Origin of the sequence: Lacrimispora sinapis (genome assembly GCF_043633585.1) — a bacterium.
Lineage (GTDB): Bacteria > Bacillota > Clostridia > Lachnospirales > Lachnospiraceae > Lacrimispora > Lacrimispora sinapis.
In genome coordinates, this window is record NZ_CP141832.1 from 2,577,689 (window position 1) to 2,601,212 (window position 23,524).

25 protein-coding genes are annotated in these 23,524 nt (G+C 42.8%); 4 read left to right on the forward strand and 21 right to left on the reverse strand.

The genetic code is table 11. The features are described from left to right. Positions 1-10: 10 nt before the first annotated feature. From VIG27_RS12055 to VIG27_RS12125, 15 genes are all read right to left on the reverse strand, one after another. Positions 11-565, reverse strand: a complete 555-nt coding sequence (locus VIG27_RS12055) for a DUF3793 family protein (protein ID WP_394522765.1) — start codon at positions 563-565, stop codon at positions 11-13. A gap of 601 nt (positions 566-1,166) precedes the next feature. After that, complete coding sequence (locus VIG27_RS12060) at positions 1,167-2,321, reverse strand: M20/M25/M40 family metallo-hydrolase (protein WP_394522766.1); 1,155 nt, start codon at positions 2,319-2,321, stop codon at positions 1,167-1,169. A gap of 17 nt (positions 2,322-2,338) precedes the next feature. Next, a complete protein-coding gene (locus tag VIG27_RS12065; RefSeq protein WP_394522767.1) occupies positions 2,339-3,364 on the reverse strand; it encodes a glutathione S-transferase C-terminal domain-containing protein in 1,026 nt (341 codons plus the stop codon). Between the two features lie 183 nt (positions 3,365-3,547). Continuing rightward, positions 3,548-4,504 carry a glutathione S-transferase family protein gene (locus VIG27_RS12070; RefSeq protein ID WP_394522768.1) on the reverse strand — a complete coding sequence of 319 codons (957 nt, stop codon included), beginning with the start codon at positions 4,502-4,504 and terminating at the stop codon, positions 3,548-3,550. A 31-nt stretch (positions 4,505-4,535) separates the two neighbouring features. Continuing rightward, complete coding sequence (locus VIG27_RS12075) at positions 4,536-5,024, reverse strand: GNAT family N-acetyltransferase (RefSeq protein ID WP_394522769.1); 489 nt, start codon at positions 5,022-5,024, stop codon at positions 4,536-4,538. A 156-nt stretch (positions 5,025-5,180) separates the two neighbouring features. Beyond that, positions 5,181-5,552, reverse strand: coding sequence for a hypothetical protein (locus VIG27_RS12080; RefSeq protein WP_394522770.1), 372 nt, complete (start codon positions 5,550-5,552; stop codon positions 5,181-5,183). 8 nt (positions 5,553-5,560) lie between these two features. Further along, a complete protein-coding gene (locus VIG27_RS12085; protein ID WP_394522771.1) occupies positions 5,561-6,325 on the reverse strand; it encodes an amino acid ABC transporter ATP-binding protein in 765 nt (254 codons plus the stop codon). Further along, positions 6,312-7,055 carry an amino acid ABC transporter permease gene (locus tag VIG27_RS12090; RefSeq protein ID WP_394522772.1) on the reverse strand — a complete coding sequence of 248 codons (744 nt, stop codon included), beginning with the start codon at positions 7,053-7,055 and terminating at the stop codon, positions 6,312-6,314. The genes VIG27_RS12085 and VIG27_RS12090 overlap by 14 nt, the downstream gene beginning before the upstream one ends. Before the next feature lie 20 nt (positions 7,056-7,075). Next, a complete protein-coding gene (locus VIG27_RS12095) occupies positions 7,076-7,951 on the reverse strand; it encodes a transporter substrate-binding domain-containing protein (protein WP_394522773.1) in 876 nt (291 codons plus the stop codon). A 24-nt stretch (positions 7,952-7,975) separates the two neighbouring features. After that, positions 7,976-8,965, reverse strand: coding sequence for a glutathione S-transferase family protein (locus tag VIG27_RS12100; RefSeq protein ID WP_394522774.1), 990 nt, complete (start codon positions 8,963-8,965; stop codon positions 7,976-7,978). Between the two features lie 230 nt (positions 8,966-9,195). Further along, on the reverse strand, positions 9,196-10,128 hold the full coding sequence (cysK, locus tag VIG27_RS12105) for a cysteine synthase A (RefSeq protein WP_394527554.1): 933 nt from the start codon (positions 10,126-10,128) through the stop codon (positions 9,196-9,198). A 315-nt stretch (positions 10,129-10,443) separates the two neighbouring features. Continuing rightward, positions 10,444-11,637 (reverse strand): MalY/PatB family protein, encoded by a 1,194-nt coding sequence (locus VIG27_RS12110; protein ID WP_394522775.1) that lies wholly within the window; start codon positions 11,635-11,637, stop codon positions 10,444-10,446. Then, positions 11,630-12,784, reverse strand: coding sequence for a trans-sulfuration enzyme family protein (locus tag VIG27_RS12115; RefSeq protein ID WP_394527556.1), 1,155 nt, complete (start codon positions 12,782-12,784; stop codon positions 11,630-11,632). Before VIG27_RS12115 ends, VIG27_RS12110 begins: the two co-directional genes overlap by 8 nt. A 122-nt stretch (positions 12,785-12,906) precedes the next feature. Further along, positions 12,907-13,815, reverse strand: coding sequence for a LysR family transcriptional regulator (locus VIG27_RS12120; RefSeq protein ID WP_394522776.1), 909 nt, complete (start codon positions 13,813-13,815; stop codon positions 12,907-12,909). 72 nt (positions 13,816-13,887) lie between these two features. Further along, positions 13,888-15,195, reverse strand: coding sequence for an O-acetylhomoserine aminocarboxypropyltransferase/cysteine synthase family protein (locus VIG27_RS12125; protein WP_394522777.1), 1,308 nt, complete (start codon positions 15,193-15,195; stop codon positions 13,888-13,890). Positions 15,196-15,476: 281 nt separating this feature from the next. Between VIG27_RS12125 and VIG27_RS12130 the strand changes: the two genes are divergently transcribed. The 4 genes from VIG27_RS12130 (at position 15,477) to VIG27_RS12145 (ending at position 18,264) form a co-directional block, all read left to right on the forward strand. Then, positions 15,477-16,418, forward strand: coding sequence for a superoxide dismutase (locus tag VIG27_RS12130; protein WP_394522779.1), 942 nt, complete (start codon positions 15,477-15,479; stop codon positions 16,416-16,418). A 378-nt stretch (positions 16,419-16,796) separates the two neighbouring features. Further along, positions 16,797-16,958 (forward strand): hypothetical protein, encoded by a 162-nt coding sequence (locus tag VIG27_RS12135; protein ID WP_394522780.1) that lies wholly within the window; start codon positions 16,797-16,799, stop codon positions 16,956-16,958. A gap of 255 nt (positions 16,959-17,213) precedes the next feature. Continuing rightward, positions 17,214-17,414, forward strand: a complete 201-nt coding sequence (locus tag VIG27_RS12140) for a cold-shock protein (protein ID WP_394522781.1) — start codon at positions 17,214-17,216, stop codon at positions 17,412-17,414. A gap of 349 nt (positions 17,415-17,763) precedes the next feature. Continuing rightward, complete coding sequence (locus VIG27_RS12145; RefSeq protein ID WP_394522782.1) at positions 17,764-18,264, forward strand: CarD family transcriptional regulator; 501 nt, start codon at positions 17,764-17,766, stop codon at positions 18,262-18,264. Between the two features lie 452 nt (positions 18,265-18,716). Here the strand turns inward: VIG27_RS12145 and VIG27_RS12150 are convergent, their stop codons facing one another. The 6 genes from VIG27_RS12150 to VIG27_RS12175 form a co-directional block, all read right to left on the reverse strand. Beyond that, positions 18,717-19,727, reverse strand: coding sequence for a GGGtGRT protein (locus tag VIG27_RS12150; RefSeq protein ID WP_394522783.1), 1,011 nt, complete (start codon positions 19,725-19,727; stop codon positions 18,717-18,719). 74 nt (positions 19,728-19,801) lie between these two features. Next, positions 19,802-20,494, reverse strand: a complete 693-nt coding sequence (locus VIG27_RS12155; RefSeq protein ID WP_394522784.1) for an iron-sulfur cluster assembly scaffold protein — start codon at positions 20,492-20,494, stop codon at positions 19,802-19,804. Between the two features lie 180 nt (positions 20,495-20,674). Beyond that, entirely contained in the window at positions 20,675-21,850 is a 1,176-nt protein-coding gene (locus tag VIG27_RS12160) for an NlpC/P60 family protein (protein ID WP_394522785.1), read from the reverse strand. Positions 21,851-22,194: 344 nt separating this feature from the next. After that, positions 22,195-22,689, reverse strand: coding sequence for a DUF4368 domain-containing protein (locus VIG27_RS12165; RefSeq protein ID WP_394522786.1), 495 nt, complete (start codon positions 22,687-22,689; stop codon positions 22,195-22,197). Positions 22,690-22,806: 117 nt separating this feature from the next. Next, positions 22,807-23,244 (reverse strand): recombinase family protein, encoded by a 438-nt coding sequence (locus VIG27_RS12170; protein WP_394527559.1) that lies wholly within the window; start codon positions 23,242-23,244, stop codon positions 22,807-22,809. Further along, complete coding sequence (locus tag VIG27_RS12175) at positions 23,205-23,501, reverse strand: hypothetical protein (protein WP_394522788.1); 297 nt, start codon at positions 23,499-23,501, stop codon at positions 23,205-23,207. The genes VIG27_RS12170 and VIG27_RS12175 overlap by 40 nt, the downstream gene beginning before the upstream one ends. Positions 23,502-23,524: the final 23 nt, after the last annotated feature.

A 23,524-nucleotide genomic window follows, 5' to 3' on the forward strand; every position in this document is an offset into this window, starting at 1 on the left:
ATTTATTTGTTCAGGCAGCCACTGTTAACTGCCAGACCGTTCGTCCGTTCTGCCACAGGCGTGCGTAGATGGTTCTGCACTTCTGATAGCGTGCAAATTTTTTCACCGCCTCACACTCATTGCAGTATACTTTCCAGCAGCCGATGCATTTGCAGTTTTTTCCAGCATTTTGGATAAAGCCTATGACATCCCCAAGAGGATATCCAAGAAAAAGACCTATTTCATGAGGAAAAGACCCATCAGCCTTCAGCCGCTCTTTCAGTCTGTCAAGGGCATATTCCACTTCCATATGCTCATAACCGTACTTTTTAAGAAATCTGTTCACACCCGGACGGTCTAAATCTGCTTTTAAATGAGACTTTCTGTAGACATAAATCAGCGCTTTGTTATTGCGCCGGTATAATTCAATCAGAGAAATCCCTTTTTCACCCAGCTGACTGTTTAAATGGGTCAGCTGCTTGTTCAGCTCTTCATCCGATGTAAAGGAATGATTAAACAGGCTTGCCGTCTTAATGGAAGCCAGTGTTGGGGCACAATATTGAATTAGATGTCTTTCAAGTAACATTTCCATACCTCCACAGTCTTAATTTGCTTCCCATCATTCCTCAAAAACAGGTTTCTTAGGTTAGTTTTAGCTAACTACTATATAAATACCATATTTTATCTCTGTAATCAATACCGATTTGGCTTAATGGGAAATTTTCTACTATATCATATTATCTGCAGAACAGGCACGTATACTTTTCCAATTTCTTACAGAAATTCTTCATTAATTTTATTCTTTCTTTAGGAGACGGACAAAATTTCTTCACAATTTTGCGGTATGATATAAATACAAACATAGAAAAAAACAACAAAGCAGCCAGAGTGCTTACATACATATGTTTTTACTAAGTCGGTGGAGTTGCCCTGAATGGCTTCTTTACCGGCTCAACCTAACGACAAGTCCGGGGAGCTTTTATCAAAACTCAGTAATCGCCTGGATTTTATATAAAAAAAGAAGGAGCCAGGCTCCAATGTTGTCTTGTTAAAAATGATATTGCAAGCAAAAACCGGGCAATGTTCAGCCTTATAACAACCGCTTTTCTCTTGGCGGAAGCTTATAAGGCTGAACATTGCCCGGTATTTTATTTCTGGATTTATTTCTGAATATATTTATCAATATTCTACCGGATTGCCTTACTGTCTGCTGTTATGAGTCCCAATGCAAGGGCTGCACTTTTCTCCAACTGATCTACCGTAGTGAATTCCTCTGGAGTATGGACTTCATTCATTCCGCAGGCAACCACAATTCCCCGGATCCCGTTTTTCACAAAATGATTGTTATCACTGCCTCCCAGAGTATATTGGGTCTCTGGTTTCAGACCCAGTTCCTCACAGACGCTTTTGAACCGTGTCAGGACTTCCTCCTCCCCTCCGATCTCATAGGCTTCGATCTGCTTTTCATACCAGAATTCTACACTGCCCTTAAAACGGGAGGCGGTCTGTTCAAAAACGTCTCTTACTTTTTCCAGTTCCTCCATTGCACGGTGATCCTTTAAGCTTCGGATCTCGCCCAAAGCAATGCACTCGTCGGAGACGATATTGGTCTGTTTTCCTCCGCTTATCTTTCCGATGTTGACCGTGGTCTCCTCATCCACCCACCCCTGCTTTAACCGGGCAATGGCATGGGCGCCGATTTCAATGGCGTTAATTCCAAGCTGTGGGCAAAAGCCGGCATGGGCATTTCTGCCATTTACCTTTACTCCAAAAGATATGAGGGTAGGAGCTGCAATCGCTGCAAGGCCGATCTCTCCGCTTAAATCAAATACGTATGCGTGTTTGGAACGAATTTTAGAGTAGTCAAACAGCTGGCTTCCCTTTCCGTAATTTTCTTCTGCCACAGGAAACAATACTTCAATGTCGCAATACGGAAGATCCTGTTCTTTTGCCACCCTGACCGCCTCTAATATGGCTGCAATCCCGGAAAGGTCATCGGCTCCTAAAACCGTATCTCCTTCCGAGGTAATCACTCCGTTTTCATCTTCCACCGCACGTTTTCCGATTCCTGGTCTGACGGTGTCCATATGGGCCGATAAAAGGATGGGGCCGGCATTTAAAGTCCCCTTTAAAAAGCCGTAGAGGTTCCCGGTAGGGGACTGGCTGCCATACCCGGTAATACGCTCTTTGAGCTTTATCCCGGCATCGTCTTCCCACACCTCAAATCCCAGCTCTTTTAATTCTTTCGTCAGATAGTCTGCGATTTCTCTCTCATGATAGGTTTCTGAATCAAACTCCACCATTTTCTTAAATTGGCTTACCAGCCTGTTTTTATTAATCATGCTATCACCTGCCTGGGTTATTCATTTCCCTTTTCGTGCCGTTTAAACTTCTCTTCCGGGGTTTTGCTCAACTCTTTCCGTTCTTGGGGAGCTGACCAGATGCCTTCATAGTCAATCTGGCTCACAAAACGGGAATTAAAGTCCTGGAAAAAGGATTTATTTTCTGACTGCGGCGCCGCAATATCACGAAAATATGTATTGTTGCGGAATGCCGGTATCACATACAAGTCTCTCAAGTATGCCCAGATGTTCTTATAATCGACCACCCGGTGCTTAATCGGACCGAGATTGCGGTAATAATGGGTATCGAACCTGGCCAGTGTTACAAAAAGCCTTACATCGCTGTCCGTTACATAATCTCCGAACAGAAAACGGTTCTCAGACAGTCTCTCCTCGATCTGGTCCATGGCCCGGTAGAAGTCTTCAAAAGCTTCCTCATAAGCGGTTATGGACTGGGCAAACATCATACGATAGGTGGCGTTGTTTATATTGGGAAAGAGCCAGTCATTGTAATCATCGATTTCCTTTCTAAGCTCCACCGGATAAAGGTCCGGAGCATCCGGAGCCTGAAATGGACGAAAGGCCACTTCAAAGTAATTGGTCAATCTGTGATAATCATTATTTACCACCTTTTTGGTCGTAACATCCACAAGAGCCGGTACCGTGCAGCGTCCTTCGTAATCCGGATCGGCGTTATAATAAAATTCACTTAAATACTGTGCACCGAGAACCGGGTCCTTGTTATCTTCATTATATACGAATTCCCAGCCAAATGCACGGTTTTCTTTGCTGTGTCCCTCTAAATTAATGCCAATGGCATCCGTTAAGCCTAAAAGTTCCCGTACAATGGAGGCGCGGTTGGACCAGTGACAGCCTTTTGCCCAGAATAAGCGGTATTTTCCGCTGTCCGCTTTTAATTCATTCTCCCCGTCTCCAAACGGAGTAGTAAAGTGATTGGGCTGTCTGATGAATGCACCTCTCTCATCAATTTCTTTTTCGATTTCTTTTGGGCGAATCTTTTGCCCGATGCTGCTGCTAGACATATGTTATCCTCCTATTTGCTTAAAAATTTCTCAGAGCTTCATAAAAACCTACGGCTTCAGCCCGGCTGGTAATTACGTTTTTTTTAACTCCTGATTCTCTGATCCACCGCTCTGCCTCGCCAATCAGCAGTCTCCCTACCCTTTTTTCCGTCACTCTTACTGCTTTCGCTGCTGCCGCCTCCCTTATTGAAACAGAATCTTATCTCTTCCATGAGGTGTGTTCCAGCCGGAAAGATCCGGTCCTTTTGGCAGCAGGCCAAAGGGATTATTGGACACAGCACACAAGTGATAATGTTTTTTAATGGCATCAAAATCTGTGGTATCACCAAATCCTGGCTGGGAATATAAATCTCTTACATAGCCCCAGAGATTTGGGAATTCAGAAATACGGCTGCGGTTTAAAAGAAATCCGTTATAATAAGCAATATCAAAACGTACCAGTGTCACATAGAGGCGGACATCGGATTCCGTGATTTTATCTCCAAAAAGGTAACGGCTGTGGCTCAAACGCTCTTCCAGCCAGTCCAGACGGTTAAATACCAGCGCATAAGCCTCTTCATACGCTTCCTGGCTTCTGGCAAATCCTGCTTTGTATACGCCGTTATTGATCTCATGAAAAAGGATGTCGTTTAACTCGTCAATCTCATTTCTTAACTCCACCGGATACAGATCAGGGGCGCCGGGCTTATGATATTTGCGCCACTCCACTTCCCAGTATCTGGTCAAGTTGAAATAATCGTTATTCACCACTTTTCCAGTGGTTAAATCCACAACTGAAGGAACCGTAAATCTTCCGCTATACTCCGGATCCGCTTTTAGGTATGCCTCGCTTAAATACCGGATTTTTAATACGGGATCTTCCTCATTCTCATCCAATGTAAACGCCCAGTCCGTACGACCCACATCCGGTCTTATGGGATCCAGTGTTCCCAGACTTATGGCATCGGAAAGTCCCAAAAGACTTATGACGATTACTGACCGGTGTGCCCATGGACAGGCCGGAGACCAGATTAAGCGGTATCTTCCTGCTTCGACTGGAAGCTGCCCTTCCTCTATTCCAAAGGGAGTTGTAAACCGATTGCTCTGGCGATTAAACTTCCCGTCTTTTTCTACTTCATTGGTTATAAATTTTTCTGACATGGCAATTCCCTCTTTTCTTTTTGACGGCTGGTTAATGCTTCATATCTTCTCTTCCGTATTCATCCACGAACCGGTATTTTTCGGGAAGCAAAAACCCCTCCTGCTCCATCCACGCTCTGGTGTCTTCCGGTCCGCAAAAGATGCACATGGCAGTCTTGCTTCTGCGAAATCCCATTTTTTCATAAAGTGCCACAGTCCTGGGATGGGTATAAAGAATTACGTTCTGTCCCTTTACCTGGTCAAGAAGCAGTGAGATCAGTTTTCTTCCAATCCCGGATCCCTGGTACTCTTCCTCAAGGGCTATGTTATAGACTGCCGCCTGACAGACTCCGTCAGATAAAGCTCTCCCAACCCCTACGATCTGGTCCTTGTCATAGACAAATACCACCGCATAGCTGTTGGTGAAAATGGTTTCCTGTTCCTCCGGAGTATGATCTGACAGGCCGGACCGGCGTAAAACATCGGAAACCTCCTGCCAGTTGATGTTATCTTTTGTTGTCTTATAGGTTATTTCACTCATAGGATTCCCCCTGGTACTTAAATTTTTCTTTTGGATCCAGGCTTAAATACTCCCGTCCTGCCGGAACTTCCCAGCCGCTTTTTATTTACGCGGAATACCTGATGGTAATCCACATCAAACCTGGCCAGTGTCGGATAAAGCCGGCTATCGAATCCGTTATATAATCGCCCAATAAAAATCTCCTTGAAGCAAGTCTTTGGTCAAGGAGATCCATGGCTTCAAAAAATGCCTCATATGCCTTTTTGTTGCTGTATCTGCAATTACAGGGACAGTGGGCCGTTCTTTATAATCCCCATCCGGGGCATCCTTATCGTAGAGTTCCTTTAAAAAGTGTATCCCTAACACCGGATCTTTTTCCCCTTCAACTTCGGTAAAAACCCATCCCTTAGGATCCCTGTAAATGCCCGTAGTCCCAAGGCTGATGACTTTACGAAGACCTAACAGCTTCCAGGCAATCACCACTTTGTGTGCGTGAGGGCAGGCCGGCATCCATAAAAGCCGGTACCGGTGTCTGCCTGGACCGGCCATTTTCCTCCCTAAATCGTATAATCCGGGCTATCCAGCATATGAATCTTTACCAGGAACTCTTTTAAACGCTCATTTGTCGGGTTCTCAAAAATCTCTTTTGGTGTTCCGTCAGCGACAATCTTTCCATTTTCCAGGAAAAGAATCCGATTTGCTACGTTTTTCACAAAGTTCATTTCATGGGTGACCAGTAAGATGGTGTTGCCTTCCTTTGCCGCATTTCTGATGGTGGTCAGTACTTCACTGACTAACTCCGGATCAAGAGCGGAGGTTGGTTCATCCATAAGAAGCAGACTTGGGTCCATGGCCAGCGCTCTTGCAATGGCTACCCTCTGCTGCTGGCCGCCGGATAAATGTCTCGGATAATGGGAAAGGCGGTCTCCCATTCCTACCTTTTGCAAATGTTTTAATGCAATCTCTCTGGCCTCGCTTTTCTTTAACTTCTTTACGATCATCAGCCCTTCCATTACATTTTCCAGTGCGGTGCGGTTTTTAAAGAGGTTAAACTGCTGAAATACCATTTCTGTATATTGACGCAGTTCCAGCTTTTCTTTGGACGATTTCGTTGTAAGACTGATCTCCCGTCCATTGATGATGACAGTTCCTTCTTCCGGTTTTTCAAGGAGATTGAGGGAGCGCAAAAGTGTTGACTTTCCGGTACCGGAAGGTCCGATAATGGCTACTACATCTCCCTTATTAATGGTTAAGTCCACTTTATCCAGAACCACATTTTCACCGTATTTTTTGCTTAATCCGCGAATTTCAATTGCGCTCATTTTTCAATCCTCCTTTTACGGCTGCTACCTGCTCCGGGATACTCATTCTTTTCTCGATGTATGTAAACAGTCTTTCAATGAAAATGGTAAGTACCCAATAGATAATGGCCAGAGAGCAGTAAATTTCAAAATAACGGTAACTGCTTCCTGCTAAAATCTTACCCTGAGCTGTTATTTCAACGACGGAACAGGTAAATGCAAGAGACGTTCCTTTTACCAGGCCGATGAGGGAGTTTCCAAGGGAGGGAATTGCAACGGTGACAGCCTGTGGAAACAGAACTCTCCGAAATATCTGAAAGCCGTTCATCCCTAAGGATTTAGCAGCCTCCACCTGACCTTTTTCCACGGACTGTATGGCAGCCCGTATGGTCTCTGAGTCAAAAGCAGATTGATTGAGTCCCAATGCCACGATAGCAAAAATAATTGGCGGTATCCCATTTACGTTATAATTGGTTCCGTTGTAGAAATTGTAGTATTTTAAGGCAATGGGGATTCCAAAGTACGTAAGGTACAGCTGAACGATAATCGGAGTTCCTCTTACCACGGAAACAAACAGGGAACATAACTGCCGTAAAACCGGAATGTTGTGGATTTTTACAAATGCGATCAAAAGTCCTACCACCCACCCGATCACAAGGGCGATTAACGTCAGTTGCAGGGTTACCGGCAAGTATTTTAATAATGCGGGAATTTCCGTAAATACCAGCTGCCAATCAAATATTTTGCTCATCTTGCTCCTCCAGATTTTCCTTATTTATAGGAAGGGGAATAATCGGAACCAAACCATTTTAAGTTGATTTCCTTTGATGTTCCGTCCTCAATTACTTCTTTTAACGCTTTGTTCAAATCTTCTACCAGCTTCTCATTTCCTTTGCTTACAATCAGGTAGCTGAATGGTTCGCCCATTAAATCCTTGGAAACATCATTGTTGATCGGAACTCCGGTAACGTTAAAGTTAAATTCCTTCTGATAGTACTCAAACATTGGTTTATCCATTAAAACAAAATCATATTTTCCTGCCTCTACATCCTGAATTTGAAGAACAAGATCTTCTTCGCTGTATTCAATGTTAATAGGGTTCTGTGGGTTTGCTGCATTATAATTTTCCAAAGCTGTGGTAATATTGATGCCTGCCTGGGAGATAGTCTTTAAGCCTGCAAGGTCATCCCAGGAACCAATGGTTTCTGCCTTATTATTGTCTTTTGCAAAAACCGCAACATACTCATTTGCAAAAATGGGATCTGTGAATAAGTACTTTTCCTGACGTTTCTCATTCTTTGCAAAGTTGTTTACGCCGATCTGATAACGGTCGGAATCAAGCCCTGCAAAAATAGATGGGAAATCAGTTACTTCGAGTTCAAGCTTATACTGAGGAAGCTTATCAAAAACAGCTTTGATAAGGTCAATGTTGTGTCCTGTCAGCTGATTGTCTGTGTCTACAAAAGTAAATGGCTTTGGAGATCCTCCGGTTGCCGCATAAATGGTGACTGGTTCCGTATTGCTTCCTGCTGCCACAGTGGTTTCTTCCTGTTTTGTTTCCTGCTTGCTGCATCCAGCCAGTGCACCTAATACCGTCACTGCTGCCAGCAATCCTAATACTGTCTTTTTTGCAAAATTTCTCTTCATAATTTTTTCCTCTTCTTCTAAATCCTAATACTCAAATTTTCTCTTTCCAAATTTCTCATCTCTGTTATGGGGTTCATCCCATATGGAAAGATCCGGTCCCAGCGGGAGGATATTATATGGGTTGTGTGCATGGTTGCCCAGGTGATAGCCCTTTTTAATGGAATCAAAATCGGTGGCTTCCCTAAATGCAGGAATGGTATAGAGGTCCTTTGCATAGTTCCAGAGATTTTCAAAATCTGTCAGCCGGTTTCTGTTTGTTTTAAAGCAGAAATAATAGCCCACATCAAATCTTGCCAGGGTCACATACAGGCGGATATCCGAATCCGTGATTTGGTCTCCAAATAAGTATCTGCTTTTGGATAAGCGTTCTTCCAGCCAGTCAAGTCTCTGAAAGAGCACGTCATAGGCTTTTTCGTATTCCTCCTGGGACTGGGCAAATCCGGATTTATAGACTCCGTTGTTCACTTCATGGAAGATGACGGCGTTTAATTCATCAATATCCTCTCGTAATTCCTCCGGGTATAAATCAGGTGCTCCTTCTTTATGAAGCGGCTTCCAGGCTGTCTCCCAATAGTTGGTCAGGTGATGATAATCGTTATTTACCACTTTCCTTGTCTTTACATCTACAACAACCGGTACCGTCGCCCTTCCCTCATATTCCGGTGCTGTCTCTGCATAAATCTCCGGAAGAAAGCGAATCTTTAACACCGGATCCACACCGCCCTCATCAAGAGAGAATTCCCAGCCATTTTCAGTTCTTACGGGGCCTACGGTTCCAACGCTGACTGCATCCTCTAAGCCCAGCAGCTTTAATGCGATGATCTGTCTGGTTGCCCATGGGCAAAGAGGGGTCCAGATCAAGCGGTAACGTCCGGCTTCCACCGGCAGCTCTCCTTCCCCGTCACCAAATGGGGTGACAAAGTAATTATCCTGCCTTACAAAAGCACCTGTCTGTGATACTTCATGAGTATCTTCTGAGGTGGATACCTTTCCGAATTTTTCTTCTATTGCCATATTTTTTCCTTCTTTCCGTTTTTTGGGTACAAAAAAAGCAGATGCCGCCCGACGCCTGCTTCTCAAAGCATACAGGTGATTTTTAAGCTCCTTTTTTCCTGCTTTTTCTTACTTTTCTAAATCATATCATTCCTATAGGTTTTTGTATAATATATAAAAAATACAGCCGGCAATAAGATTTTCTTATAACCAGCTGTAAATCCCAGCAGTCACCTTGTATATCGGTCTCTTTAGCTAAATAACGGGGTGGACAGATAGCGGTCACCAGAATCAGGTAATATGACAACAATGGTCTTCCCTTTATTCTCTGGCTTTTCTGCTAATAATTTTGCTGCTTTCAATGCGGCTCCTGAGGAAATACCCACAAGGATTCCTTCGGTAACTGCAAATGTCTTTCCTTCTGCAAATGAATCCTCATTCTCAACGGCAATCACCTCATCATAGATTTTGGTGTCCAATACTTCCGGAACAAAACCTGCACCGATTCCCTGGATCTTATGAGGACCTGGATTGCCTCCGGAAAGGACCGGACTGTTTGCCGGCTCCACGGCTACGATCTTGATCTCAGGATTCTTTTCCTTTAAATAAGAACCGGCGCCTGTAATGGTGCCGCCAGTGCCTACACCGGCAACAAAGATATCAACTGCTCCGCCGGTCTGCTCCCAGATCTCAGGTCCCGTGGTCTCTCTATGCACCTTTGGATTTGCAGGATTCACGAACTGTCCAAGAATCACGGAACCAGGAATGGATTCCTTTAATTCCTCCGCTTTTGCTATGGCACCCTTCATGCCTTTGGCTCCCTCGGTAAGTACTAACTCCGCACCATAAGCCTTTAATAAGTTTCTTCTTTCCACGCTCATGGTATCAGGAAGTGTAAGTATGGTTTTATAGCCTTTTGCCGCCGCAACGGCTGCAAGGCCGATACCGGTATTCCCAGAGGTTGGCTCAATGATGGTAGCACCCTCTTTTAACGCTCCGCTCGCTTCTGCATCTTCAATCATCGCAAGAGCGATACGGTCCTTCACAGAACCAGCCGGGTTTAAATATTCCAGCTTTGCAAGTATGGTAACATCCTTGATTCCTTCTTTTTTAGTGTAGCGGTTTAATTTAAGTAACGGTGTTCCTCCAATTAATTCTAATGCGCTTTCTTTAATTGCTCCCATCATAAAATCCTCCATTCATATTTGATTATAAAAAAGAACAGATACCGGCATGGTACCTGTTCTTTTATGTTCATGAAATACACTTCATTTCATTCCTAAAGCTGTCAGGTATCGAAAACGGTATTACAATAAAACGATAGCTCGCACCATACATATCGTCTGACAGCAACATTTATTACTTAAAATGATTTGTTTATTTGAATTATAGGATCTGCTCTTCATATGACACCGCCTTTTTCTATTTACATACATATTTAATATGTTTATATGTTATCCTTATATTAATACAAGAAAAGGTGGGTGTCAATATCTATTTTAAATTTTTTTCAAATCTGCTATGGCTACTCTCAGCTTATCAAAAGCCAGCTGCAGCGTGGACCTTGGACAAGCAATATTGACCCGTTCAAAGCCCTCCCCTGCCTCACCGAAAATGGCTCCGCTGTCCAGCCAAAGACCAGCCTTATTTACGATTAAGTCCTCCCGTTCTTCTTCTGTAAGAGACAGCTTTCTGAAATCCAGCCACACAAGATACGTTCCTTCCGGTTCGATCAGCCTTATTTCCGGCAGGTTCTCCTCCAGGTATTTCCGCACAAAGGTAAGATTTTCTTTTAAATACTCGATCAGCTCCTGATGCCACGCTTCTCCATACCGGTAAGCCGCTTCACAGGCAGTAAGCCCCAGGGTGTTAAGCTGGCTGTAGCCGGCTGCCGCCATCTGCTTTTTGAATTTTCTCCGCAATTCCGTATTGGGAATAAAAATATTGGAAACCTGAAGACCGGCCACATTAAAGGTTTTGCTTGGAGCCGTGCAGGTTATGGTCCTGTTCTTCAGTTCTTCCGTGAGATTGGCAAAGACCTGGTGTTTTCCATTGTATACAAAATCCTGATGAATTTCATCGCTGACCACAATGATGTTATGGCGGTTGCAGATTTCACCCACCTTTTCCAGTTCCTCTCTATGAAATACTCTTCCTACCGGATTATGAGGATTGCATAATAAGAATAATTTCACCTGGCCGCCCGCCGCTTTTTTTTCAAAGTCCTCCAAGTCCATGCGGTACACGCCATCGGCACCAAGCACCAGAGTGTTGTCCACAATTTTACGGTCATTGTCTTTAATGACTTCGCTGAATGGATAATAAACCGGCTGCTGAATCATCACTCCGTCACCTGGTTCTGTAAAAGCCTTTACTGCCATGGCTAACGCGAACACCACACCGGGAGTCTTTACCAGCCATTTTCTTTCCACGGTCCAGTCATGTTTTTTTTCCATCCAGTTCTTTACGGCTTCAAAATAATCTTCCTGCACTTCGCTGTAACCGAAGATCCCATGCTGTGTCCGTTTTATAATGGCATCCAGGATGGGACCGGCCACTTTAAAATCCATATCTGCCACCCACAAAGGAAGAATATCTGCCGGCTTTCCTCTATGGACTGCAAAGTCATACTTTAAGCTGTTTGTATTTTTCCTATCAATCTGTTCATCGAAATCAAATGTTCCTTTACTCATGAAATACCTTCTCCAATTCTTCTATTAAATCTTCCACCTCTTCGATTCCAACGGATAATCTTAAAATACGGTCCGTAATACCATTGGCTGCCAGCACATCCTTTGGCACATCCGCATGGGTCTGGGTAATGGGATACGTAATCAATGTCTCCACACCGCCCAGACTTTCAGCAAACCGGATCAGACGGACATTCTTTAGTACCTTATGTGCCAGTTCCTTTGACTCTACCTCAAAAGTGACCATACAGCCAAATCCTCTTGCCTGTTCTTTACAGACTTCATGGCCCGGATGCCCGGAAAGACCAGGGTAACAGACTCTTGTTACTTTCTCCTCCTGACAAAGCCAGGAAACCAGCTTTTCTGCATTTTTCTCAGAACGTTCCATGCGGAGGGCCAGAGTTTTGATTCCTCTCAGTATCAGCCAGCTGTCAAAAGGAGCCAGACCGGAGCCGACCGTCTTAATGATAAAACGCAGCTTCTCCGATAGTTCTTGCGTGGAAGTAACTAAAAATCCTGCAATGGTGTCATTGTGTCCTCCCAGATACTTGGTTCCGCTGTGAACCACGATATCGGCTCCCAATTTCAGGGGATTCTGAAAATAAGGAGACATAAAGGTATTGTCCACAATCAGGAGAAGCCCATGCTTTTTAGCGATCTGAGCCAGTTTTTTAATATCAATGACATTCATCATGGGGTTGGTGGGAGTCTCAATAAAAATCGCTTTGGTATTCTCTCCTACCAGCTTTTCAAATTCCTCAGGAGAACAGCGGGTACAGTCTACAGAACTGATGAATATTCCGTTCTTTTTGCTGATATTGTCAAAAAGGCGGATGCTTCCGCCATATAAATCGCAGTCTGTGATGATATGATCTCCCGGACAGAATAACTCCATTAAAGCTGTGATTGCCGCCATTCCGCTGGAGAATGCCAGAGCATCTGCTCCATATTCCAGTGCAGCCACTATTTTTTCCAAATGCTCTCTGGTGGGATTCTGAAGACGGCTGTAATCGTAGCCGGTACTTTCTCCTACTCCTTTATGAGCAAAGGTTGCTGTCTGGTAAATAGGGAAACTGATTGCCCCTGAGCGATCCACAGACTCTTCTAATCCATTCCCGTATAAACATTTTGTTGAAATTCCATATTCCATACTCATTCACCGCTTTCTTTTATTTAATCTCTTGTTTCAGTATACCAATATGGTCTTATGGACCGCAAATACTTAAAAACAATAGCCGGCTATCATTTATTTCTATGGCACCCTTGGGACTGCTAAAGCAGCTGTGCCTCATATTTCTTTAATTCATCAATATATTTTTTTCCAAGAATGCTTAAAGGCATCTTCTTCTTTTTAATATAACCGATTCTCATCTTGTCATCGGTATCTAGAGGAATGGCCTTGTATTCCCCTCCGTTTAAATCTTCACAGATGATCCCGGAGCACAGCGTATAACCGTTTAAGCCTACCATGAGATTCAAGAGAGTGGCACGGTCATCTGCTTTGATGATCTGTTTGTATTCATACGTGCTGAATACTTCTTCCGCCAGATAAAATGCATTGTTATTTCCCTGTTCAAAGGACAGACAGGGATAATTCTTTAAGTCATCAAACCCGATCCGTTCCATATGGGCAAGGGGATTGCCTTTCCATAAGTAGACATAGATCCCGCATTGGAATAAGTCTATGAATTCCAGATCATTGTCCGAGAGAAGTTTTTGAATGGCTTTCTCATTAAAATCATTCAAATATAAAATCCCAAGCTCACTTTTCTGATTCTTCACATTTAATATAACCTCATAGGTTTTTGTCTCATGAACAGCAAATTCATAATCATCCATTCCAAATTCTTTTGCCATATGAATAAATGCCTGAACCGCAAAGGTATAATGCTGCATGGAAACGCTGAATTTCTTTTTAAATTTTTCTTTTTTTACAAACCGTTCTTCCATCTGCCGGTATTGTTCCATCATCTGCCTGGCATATCCTAAAAACTCTTCTCCTTCCGGAGTGATCACAATTCCCCGGTTGGAACGGATAAAAATCTGCAGACCAATCTCCTCTTCCAGATCACGGATGGTGCTCGATAAACTTGGCTGTGTGATAAACAGTTCCGCCGCAGCCTTGTTCATGGACTTCTGGTTTGCAATGCATATGGCATAACGCAGCTGCTGTAATGTCATAGTTCCTCCTCTCCATAAGCGCATTCAACAGGCTGCCATGATCTATGGCAGCCTGCACTTGGTTATGTAATACTATTGTACTGCTTTGAATGCTTCCTCTAAATCTTCAATAATATCTTCTGCATGCTCCGTTCCTATGGAAAGGCGAATGGTATTCGGTAAGATTCCTGAACCCAACAGTTCCTCTTCTGTCATCTGTGAATGAGTGGTGGAAGCCGGGTGAATCACCAGGGACTTTACATCCGCCACATTTGCTAAAAGTGAGAATAATTCCAGCTGGTCAATAAAATCCTTTGCTTTCTTTGCATCTCCCCGGATCTCAAAGGTAAAGATGGAACCGCCTCCGTTGGGGAAGTATTTCTTGTAAAGTGCCTGCTGTTCCGGGTCCTCTGAAACAGACGGATGATGCACTCTTTCTACCTGGGGATGATTCTTTAAATAATTCACTACCTTTATTGCATTCTCCACATGGCGCTCTACACGCAGAGATAAGGTTTCCAACCCCTGTAAGAAGATAAAGGAATGAATCGGGGAAATGGCAGCGCCTGTATCCCGGAGTAAAATAGCACGGATTTTTGTAATATATGCGGCTGCTCCTGCCGCTTTTGTAAAGCAGATTCCATGATAGCTTGGGTTGGGTTCTGTTAAAGCGGCAAATTTTCCGGAAGCTTCCCAGTCAAAGGTTCCGCTGTCAATAATCACACCGCCGATGGTAGTTCCGTGACCTCCGATAAATTTCGTTGCGGAGTGAACCACCACATCTGCACCGTATTCAATAGGTCTTACCAGATAAGGGGTTGCAAACGTATTATCCACAATTAACGGAATTTTATGTGAATGGGCGATTGATGCAATCTTCTCAACATCGACCACATCAGAATTGGGATTGCCCAGTGTCTCAATGAAAACCAGTTTCGTGTTTTCCTTTATGGCTTTATCAAAAGCATCGTAATCAAAAGGATCCACAAAGGTTGTCTCAATTCCATATTCCGGAAGCGTATGCTCCAATAAGTTATAAGTGCCGCCATAGATATTTTTGGCTGCCACAATATGATCACCGTTTTTTGCAATATTTTCAATGGAATAGGTAACGGCTGCCGCTCCTGAGGCAACTGCAAGTGCTGCAATCCCTCCTTCCAGTGCTGCAATTCTGCGTTCAAAAACGTCCTGCGTCGGATTGGTCAGTCTTCCGTATATATTACCGGCATCCGTCAAGCCAAATCTTGCGGCTGCATGTTCACTGTTATGAAATACATAAGAAGACGTCTGGTAAATCGGTACTGCTCTTGCGTCGGTAACCGAATCTGGTTCTTCCTGACCTACGTGTAACTGCAATGTTTCAAATCTAAATTCCCGTTCTGCTCTTTTCTTCTTTGCCATAAGAAACTCCTCCTGATTGTATTGGATCAACTCTCTCTAATTGCTTTCTGATTCAGATTATACCTTGATTTCAGAATAAGTGTTAATACATATAAGTATGATCTGGTTATAGGAAAATAATATAACCAGATATACCAGTAACTTTACCGGTAAGTACCATTTCGTATTTATTATACAACACAGATCGGTTGATTACACTATTTTTTTCTTCCCTTGCTTATCCATCATATATCAAATGCTATTGAATATACATATACAAAAATGCAAAAGGATAACGATCCATGAACGAACATTACCCATTTGTGAATCCTCCGCTTCCGTACGCCTATGACGCTCTGGAGCCTTATATTGATACACAAACCATGTACCTTCATCATGACAGACACTTACAGAGGTATGTGGCTGAACTCAATGCGATTTTAAGGGATTATCCTGAACTGCAGAACTTATCTTTGCCAGAACTGATATCTCATCCGGAAAACCTTCCTGAAGAAGTCCGGCAGTCCATTATCAATTATGGCGGGGGAGTTTACAATCATATTTTATATTTTAACGGCATGACCAATTCTATGAACCGTTCCATAGCCGAGTCCCTGTATCCTGCCCTCATAGAGAGATTCGGAACACTGGAGGAGTTTTTTAATGAATTTAAAAGAAGAGCTTTGTCCGTGTTTGGATCAGGCTTCGCCTGGCTGGTAGTCGCTCCGAATGGAAATCTTGAAATAATCACAACCCCGAATCAGAATACTCCCTTGACAGAGGGTTACTGCATTGTCGCAGGGATTGATGTGTGGGAGCATGCTTATTATTTAAAGAGATTCAATGACCGTGCTGCATACATAGAGGATTGGTTTCACGTTGTTAATTGGGAAAGAGCAGACGAGCTTTACACTCAGTGCATTAATACCATTAAAAACAGAGAGACACCGGTTCCTGTAACACCTCCGGAACAAGCTCCGGTCGCAGGACCAGGTGCGGTCCCTGCCCCGGAAACAGAATCAACCGTTCCTGCTCCTGTAACACAACCGCCTGCTTCCCTTCCGCTTGTGACAGGACCAACCATGCCGCTTACTGGTCCTGGACCGGGTATTGAGCCTGCAACTGGGCCTGATGGAGTTACCCCTCCTGCAACCGGACCTGCCGGACCCGTCACTTCTCAAACGGGGCCAATAACAGGTCAACAACGGCAGCAAAACCAGACACGAATTCAAATGCTTAAGTAGAATTGTACCTATTACTATAAGAAAACAACAAGATGGAACCCATTAATATTTCTTTTCTATTATAAATATACGACTAAAAATGGAGCCGGATTAACGGCTCCTGTTCTCGTTTTAGGTGCAGCCCGCTGCGCAGCTTATGTCCGGGTGATTTAATTCTCTCGTCACATTGATCTTCCTATCAAAATATTGGAAACAGACGGAATAAGTTGATGTCAACAGGTGTATGTCGCTGGTATATCCAGTCTGTGCTTTATTTATAAAAAAGGGGCAACTATATATTACATTACTTTTCAAACATTCTTGCATACTTTATTACTCTTTTCACATACTACATCCTATCATAGAATAAATTATAAAGAATTTGAGAGGATATATATTATGAAATATTTTTTTAATCATGAATGGAACCTACTTGAAAAGAATCTTATTATGGCAACCTGTTTTATGTCAGGAATCATCATTGGCTTTATGTTTGCTCCCATTAAAAGAGGGATTTATTGCGGAAATCATAACGGCAATACGGACATAACCAGGGAATAATCACAGAGTTTTTTATCTCCAGGCACTCATAATTCTGCACTAAGATAAAAAAAGCCAGTTTGTAATGAAGTAACCGGTTTTTTATTAATAATTTAGGTTGACATTATTAATACAGCATGTTATAGTAGAATAGTATTTTAAATAAAGTCTTGATTTCGCATGTATTTGTAAGTCATTATTCTATTGATGATTTACACATATATGCGATTTTTTATTTTAGGCAAAATACACTATAAATTTAAGGAGGTATCTTTCATGAAAAAAGGTACAGTAAAATGGTTTAATGCACAAAAGGGGTTTGGATTCATCTGTGATGAAGAGGGTAACGATATTTTCGTTCATTTCTCTGGTCTTGCTATGGAAGGTTTTAAATCTTTAGATGACGGTCAGTCAGTTATTTTTGAAACAACCAATGGTAATCGTGGCCTTCAGGCTGTTAATGTTCAAATCGCATAATCTTACGCTGTTTTAATTAACACATCTAATTTAATCATGTTTAAATACCAATTTGATAAAGTAAACATAAGCCCACATTCTGTATATTAAAAAGTCAGAGCAATGTTTAATCTTTACAGCTAAGTCAGCAAGGTTTATCCTATATTCCTTGCTGGCTCAACCTAAAGAAGCAGATATTTTTATAATTTTCCCTATGATATCGTTGATGTTTCTGGAAAATTTTACTATATTTTTTTATCTATAAATATGTTATAATAGAAATATTAAACGTGTAGTTTGCTTTACAAGGATGCAAGTCCGGTTTTAGTGAACCGCACTTTTTTCATTTAATAGAAAGAGGTGAGATATTATGAACATAGGTGATGTCATCATGTACGGAAATCATGGTATTTGTAAGGTTACCGGATTACAGGATATGTGCATGGATGAAATAATCCGCCCATATTTTGTACTCAAGCCTGTTTACCACTCTGCTTCGACAGTATACGTCTCTGCGATAAGCAGCAGAAGAAAGACCGAAGTTCGGCGCATACTCTCTGCCGACGACATTTTCTCTCTGGTTAAGAAAATATCGGGTAAAGATTTTGTTTGGATTAAGGATAATCGAAAGCGCAAAGAATTGTACAGCCAGATTCTTGCTGACGGTAACCGTTATGAACTTGTTAAAATGATAAAAACGTTACGTTGGCACAAGCACGAGCTAAAAATCACAAATAAAGATAAGAAACTTCAGATCATAGATGAATACTTTCTAAAAAATGCGGAAAAAACCCTCTGTGAGGAGTTCGCTTACGTCTTGAACATCAAGCGCGAAGAGGTGATACCGTTTCTCTATGAGCAAAGTTTTTAATCTGTTTTACATTTTTCCAATTGATTAGATTTATATTATATGCTTTTTATTTTATTTCCTTACACACATGTCAAGATCACTTCCACTCATCGTTACTTCAGCCACTATTTTATTTAGTTTCCCACAGATGCTCAATTCGTATTCTATAAAAATTGCACTGGTTTTCATATTGATTAACAAACTTTGAGCTGTGATGCCTTCCCAATCCCTTTCAATAACCTAATTTAATTCCATGAAAACAACCATTTATTATAATATTTATATTTTTTTGATATACGGAATTCAACGCTTGCCGCATTACAACCCTTTCGGATATTCAAAAAGGAGCCGCCAATGCGACTCCTTTTCTTATGGTTACTTATACATGCTTTTGTCTATTTTTATTTTTTCTGTTTTTTGTCTATTCTGTCTAAAATGTCTATTTATTAGAATCTATAATAAAATCAATTTTCTTAAAATTTCCCGGCGGTTGCTGCTTCTTCAATCCCTACTGCTACAGCAACGGTAGCGCCGACCATTGGGTTGTTACCCATACCGATCAGACCCATCATCTCAACGTGAGCTGGAACGGAAGAAGAACCTGCGAACTGGGCATCGGAGTGCATACGTCCCATGGTGTCTGTCATACCATAGGAAGCTGGACCTGCACCCATGTTATCTGGGTGAAGAGTACGTCCTGTACCGCCGCCGGAAGCTACGGAGAAATACTTTTTACCTTTTTCAGTGCATTCCTTTTTATAAGTACCTGCAACCGGATGCTGGAATCTGGTCGGGTTGGTGGAGTTACCGGTAATGGAAACGTCAACGCCTTCTTTCCACATGATGGCAACACCTTCTGTTACATCATTTGCACCGTAGCAGTTTACTTTTGCTCTTAATCCTTCTGAATAGGATTTTCTAAAGAGTTCTTTTACCTCTCCTGTATAATAATCCATCTCTGTTTCAACATATGTAAATCCATTGATTCTGGAGATAATCTGAGCCGCATCTTTTCCTAAACCATTTAAAATAACTCTTAAAGGTTTCTGGCGCACTTTGTTTGCCTTCTCAGCGATTCCGATGGCACCTTCTGCTGCTGCAAAGGATTCATGACCTGCAAGGAAACAAAAACACTCGGTATCCTCTTCTAAAAGCATCTTTCCTAAGTTTCCGTGACCAAGACCTACCTTACGCTGATCTGCTACAGAACCTGGGATACAGAATGCCTGAAGTCCTTCGCCGATTGCTGCTGCTGCCTCAGATGCTTTTCTGCAGCCTTTTTTGATTGCGATCGCTGCACCGACGGTGTACGCCCAACAAGCGTTCTCAAAACAGATTGGCTGGATTTTCTTTACCTGTTCGTATACATCAAGACCTGCATCTTTTGTAATCTTTTCAGCTTCTTCAATAGAAGCAATCCCATAGCTGTTTAATACAGAATTGATTTTGTCAATTCTTCTCTCATATGATTCAAATAATGCCATTCCCTTGTCCTCCTTATTATTGGCCAAAATCTTCCCTTAGATAACCGGAAACCAGCGGTTTCCCGCCCGACTGATTATTCGTGTCTTGGGTCAATGATCTTTACAGCATCCGCAACGCGGCCGTACTGTCCTTTTGCCTTTTCCCAAGCAGTATTCGGGTCATCACCCTTCTTGATAAAGTCAGTCATCTTTCCAAGGCTTACAAACTGGTATCCTATGATCTGATCTTCCGCATCAAGCGCGATACCGGTAACATAACCTTCTGCCATCTCTAAGTAACGAGGACCTTTCTTTAATGTACCATACATGGTACCGACCTGTGAACGGAGGCCTTTTCCCAAGTCTTCCAGGCCCGCACCTACCGGAAGACCATCTTCTGAAAATGCGCTCTGCGTTCTGCCGTAAGCGATCTGTAAAAACAACTCTCTCATGGCAGTATTGATTGCATCACAAACAAGGTCTGTATTTAATGCTTCTAAAACAGTTAAACCTGGCATGATTTCTGCTGCCATGGCTGCAGAATGTGTCATACCGGAGCAACCGATTGTCTCTATTAATGCTTCCTGGATAATACCCTCTTTTACATTAAGAGTCAGCTTGCATGCACCCTGCTGAGGAGCACACCAGCCAACGCCATGTGTCAAACCGGAGATATCTTTAACTTCTTTAGATTTTACCCATTTCGCTTCTTCTGGGATTGGAGCTGCGCCGTGATGAACGCCCTGTGCTACTATGCACATCTCTTCTACTTCCTGTGAATAAATCATGTTAAAACTCCTTTCAAATAAGTAATAATTGTGAAAAGTACTTTGTTAAATATATCACATCATACTTGATTACATTTTCTCATATAATGTCGAATTCCGCAAGTGTTTTTTATTTTAAACAAAAAGCCGGAAAACAGATTCTCTTTCAATCCGCTTTCCGGCTCTTACTATTTATGTAATTTAAACAATCCTTCTGACGGATAAAATGGTACGGTAAGTTGCTGTTCCTACCTTAATTCCTGTCTTCGGAGTGCTGGCATGGACGATCTGTCCATTGCCGATATAAATGGCGATATGTCCTGCGTAACAAATCAAATCTCCCGGCTGTGCTTCCGAATAAGGCACCTCCCGGCCTGCTGACCGCTGTGCGGTGGAGCTTCTTGGCAGACTGTATCCAAAATGACGGTAAACACTTTGTGTGAAACCGGAACAGTCTGTTCCATTGGTCAGGCTGGTGCCGCCAAAGACGTATGGATTTCCCAAAAATTGAAGTCCATAATCTGCAATCGCCCGTCCCTGGGCGGTTCCGCCGCTGCTCTTGGAAGCGGAGGGACCAGAATATTTGTTGCTGGCACCGGTGGATCTTCTTGTAGTTGAAGTGGATTGCTTTCTCGCAGCCGCTTCAGCTTTTTTCCTGGCTTCCTCAGCAGCCTTCTTTCTGGCTTCTTCTGCCTTCGACTTTTTGATTTCTTCGTTCTTCTTGGCTATGGTCTGGGCATATACAGCCGCGTCCTGTTTTGCCTGGGCTAGCTGGCTGTCAAAATTGGACACTTCCTTTTTCTTCTTGCTAATCAAAGTCTCAAGCTGATCCTGCTGTTCTTTGTATTCCAGCTTCATGCCCTCCATCTCGGCCTTGTCATCTTCAAGATCCGACTTGTAATCCGCAACTTTCTGCTTGGTTTCCTGAAAGTTCACCAACATCTTACGGTCATAATTATAAATGCCTTCCACATACTCCGCTTTATTCAGAAGATCAGACATGTTCTTAACATGAAGGAAAATATCCAGATATTCCGTATCTCCCTTTTCATACATGTACTGAATTCTCTTTTTCATGGCAGCGTACTGTTTTTCTTCTTCCTTTTTTGCTTTTTCATAGTCAGATTCCGCCTGTTTGATCTCAGCTTCTTTAGTTTCCATATCATTTTCCAGTACTTTAATATCCGACAAAAGAGCCGTCAGATCAGAAGTCAGTTTGGTTACCTGGCTCTGAGCTGCGTTTTTCTTACTTTCCGCGTCCTTGGCTTTTTGGTTGGCCTCTTCCATCTTTTTTTGTGCTTCCAGCTTTTCTTTTTCTGCTTTGGAAACCGCATAAACCGGAACCGTCTGGCTGCAAACCATTATACCTATCATCATACTAAAAATAAGCTTCCGAAGTACTTTGACATTCCTTTTACCGCTATGAATGAGTATTTTTCGTTTCATCGTAAGTTCCTTTTCACCGTTTTTCACCGTATTTTCTATTCTATATGTTAACGTAAAACAGGGGTATAATTCAAGTCCTATTTTACAAATTTTAGACTTTTTTTATTTTGTTGTAACATTTTATCATTTATTTGGGAAATCTGTTTAAACAGGCTCAAAAACCTGATTCCCGGATTTTACTTAAAAAAGGCCGCCAAAAGCCCCATGTCAATAAGGATGTTTTCAGTTGTTGAGAGTTGCCGTAGGATATCAAGTCCTACGGCAACTCTCTTGCCCTAAACCTTGCCTACAAAGTTGAAATAAACATCAACCTCTTGAGTATAGTTTTTCTTCTTGTGCGGTTCGGAACGCTCATGTATCACAATCTTCTCGACAAACTCCCGCACAATTTCAGGTGTCAGCTTCTGAATATCAGTGTACCTGTCCACAACTGCTAGAAAGCGGTCAGCACTCAGCATGGTGTCCTTTCCAGAGCGGATTTCCTGCTCCAGCTTGCCGAACCGCCGTGTAAGTTCCTGCTGATCCGTTTCATAGTTCCCAGTCAATGCCTTAAACTGTGTTTCAGATAGGTTTTCCAGTGTCAGTTGTTCAAATGCCTTTTGCAAGAGCTTATCCAAGTCACTAAGACGTTTCTGCACCTTTTCCAGCTCCCTTGTTTTAGCGGAAAGCTCCTGCTTTAGCTGGCTTTGGTGCTTATCCATTGCCCGCCTAAGAAATTGTTCGGTATGTTTCTTGGCTTCGGCTGTTACCCGCTGGATTTCTGCCAGCACAATCTGGTGCAGTGTCATAACTTTGATGGTATGGGGAGTACACTCGTCCTTGTGCGTGTGGTATTTTCCGCAGGTATAAGTATACTGTTCCTCATTCCAGCTTCCACAACGGCATAACTAGTGCTTTGTTCCACAAGTCTCACATTCCACCAAACCTGAAAGCATATCCTGTTCACCCGTCTTATTGGGTCTGCGTTTGCCTTGCCGTACCTTTTGGACAATATCCCATGTTTCCCGGTCAATCAATGGTTCATGTGTATTTTCAAATCGAAGCCAGTTTTCAGGTGAATTTTTTCGTTGCTTCTTGCTCTTGAAGGATGGAATGTACCCTCTGCAATTCACCGTAGTGCCGATGTATTCCTCGTGCTCCAAAATACCGCTGATCGTTCTGTTTGACCATGCACAGGGTTTATCCATGTTCAAATAGGTATGAATTATTCCGGATTGCTGATATACATACATGGCGGGTGTAATAATCTTTTCCTCCTGCAAAATGCGGGCAATCTTGCAGGGGCCTAAGCCACTGGCACATAGAGCGAAGATGCGTCGAACAATAGGGGGTCCTCATTAGGAACAATCCGTTTCGGGTCATTGGGGTCTTTTTGGTAGCCGTAGGGCGGTTTGGAGCCGATACGCTCCCCACGTTTTGCAGCCGCCATCTTCACCGCCTTGATTTTCTTGCTGGTGTCACGGGCGTGCCACTCGTTGAATAAGTCACGGATTGCAAGGCTTTCGTCTACGCCCTTGTCGGTATCCACACCGTCATTGATTGCGATGTAGCGGATGCTGGATACTGCCCGATTCGCCCGCAAGCTCGTCCTCTTGACTTAAACGG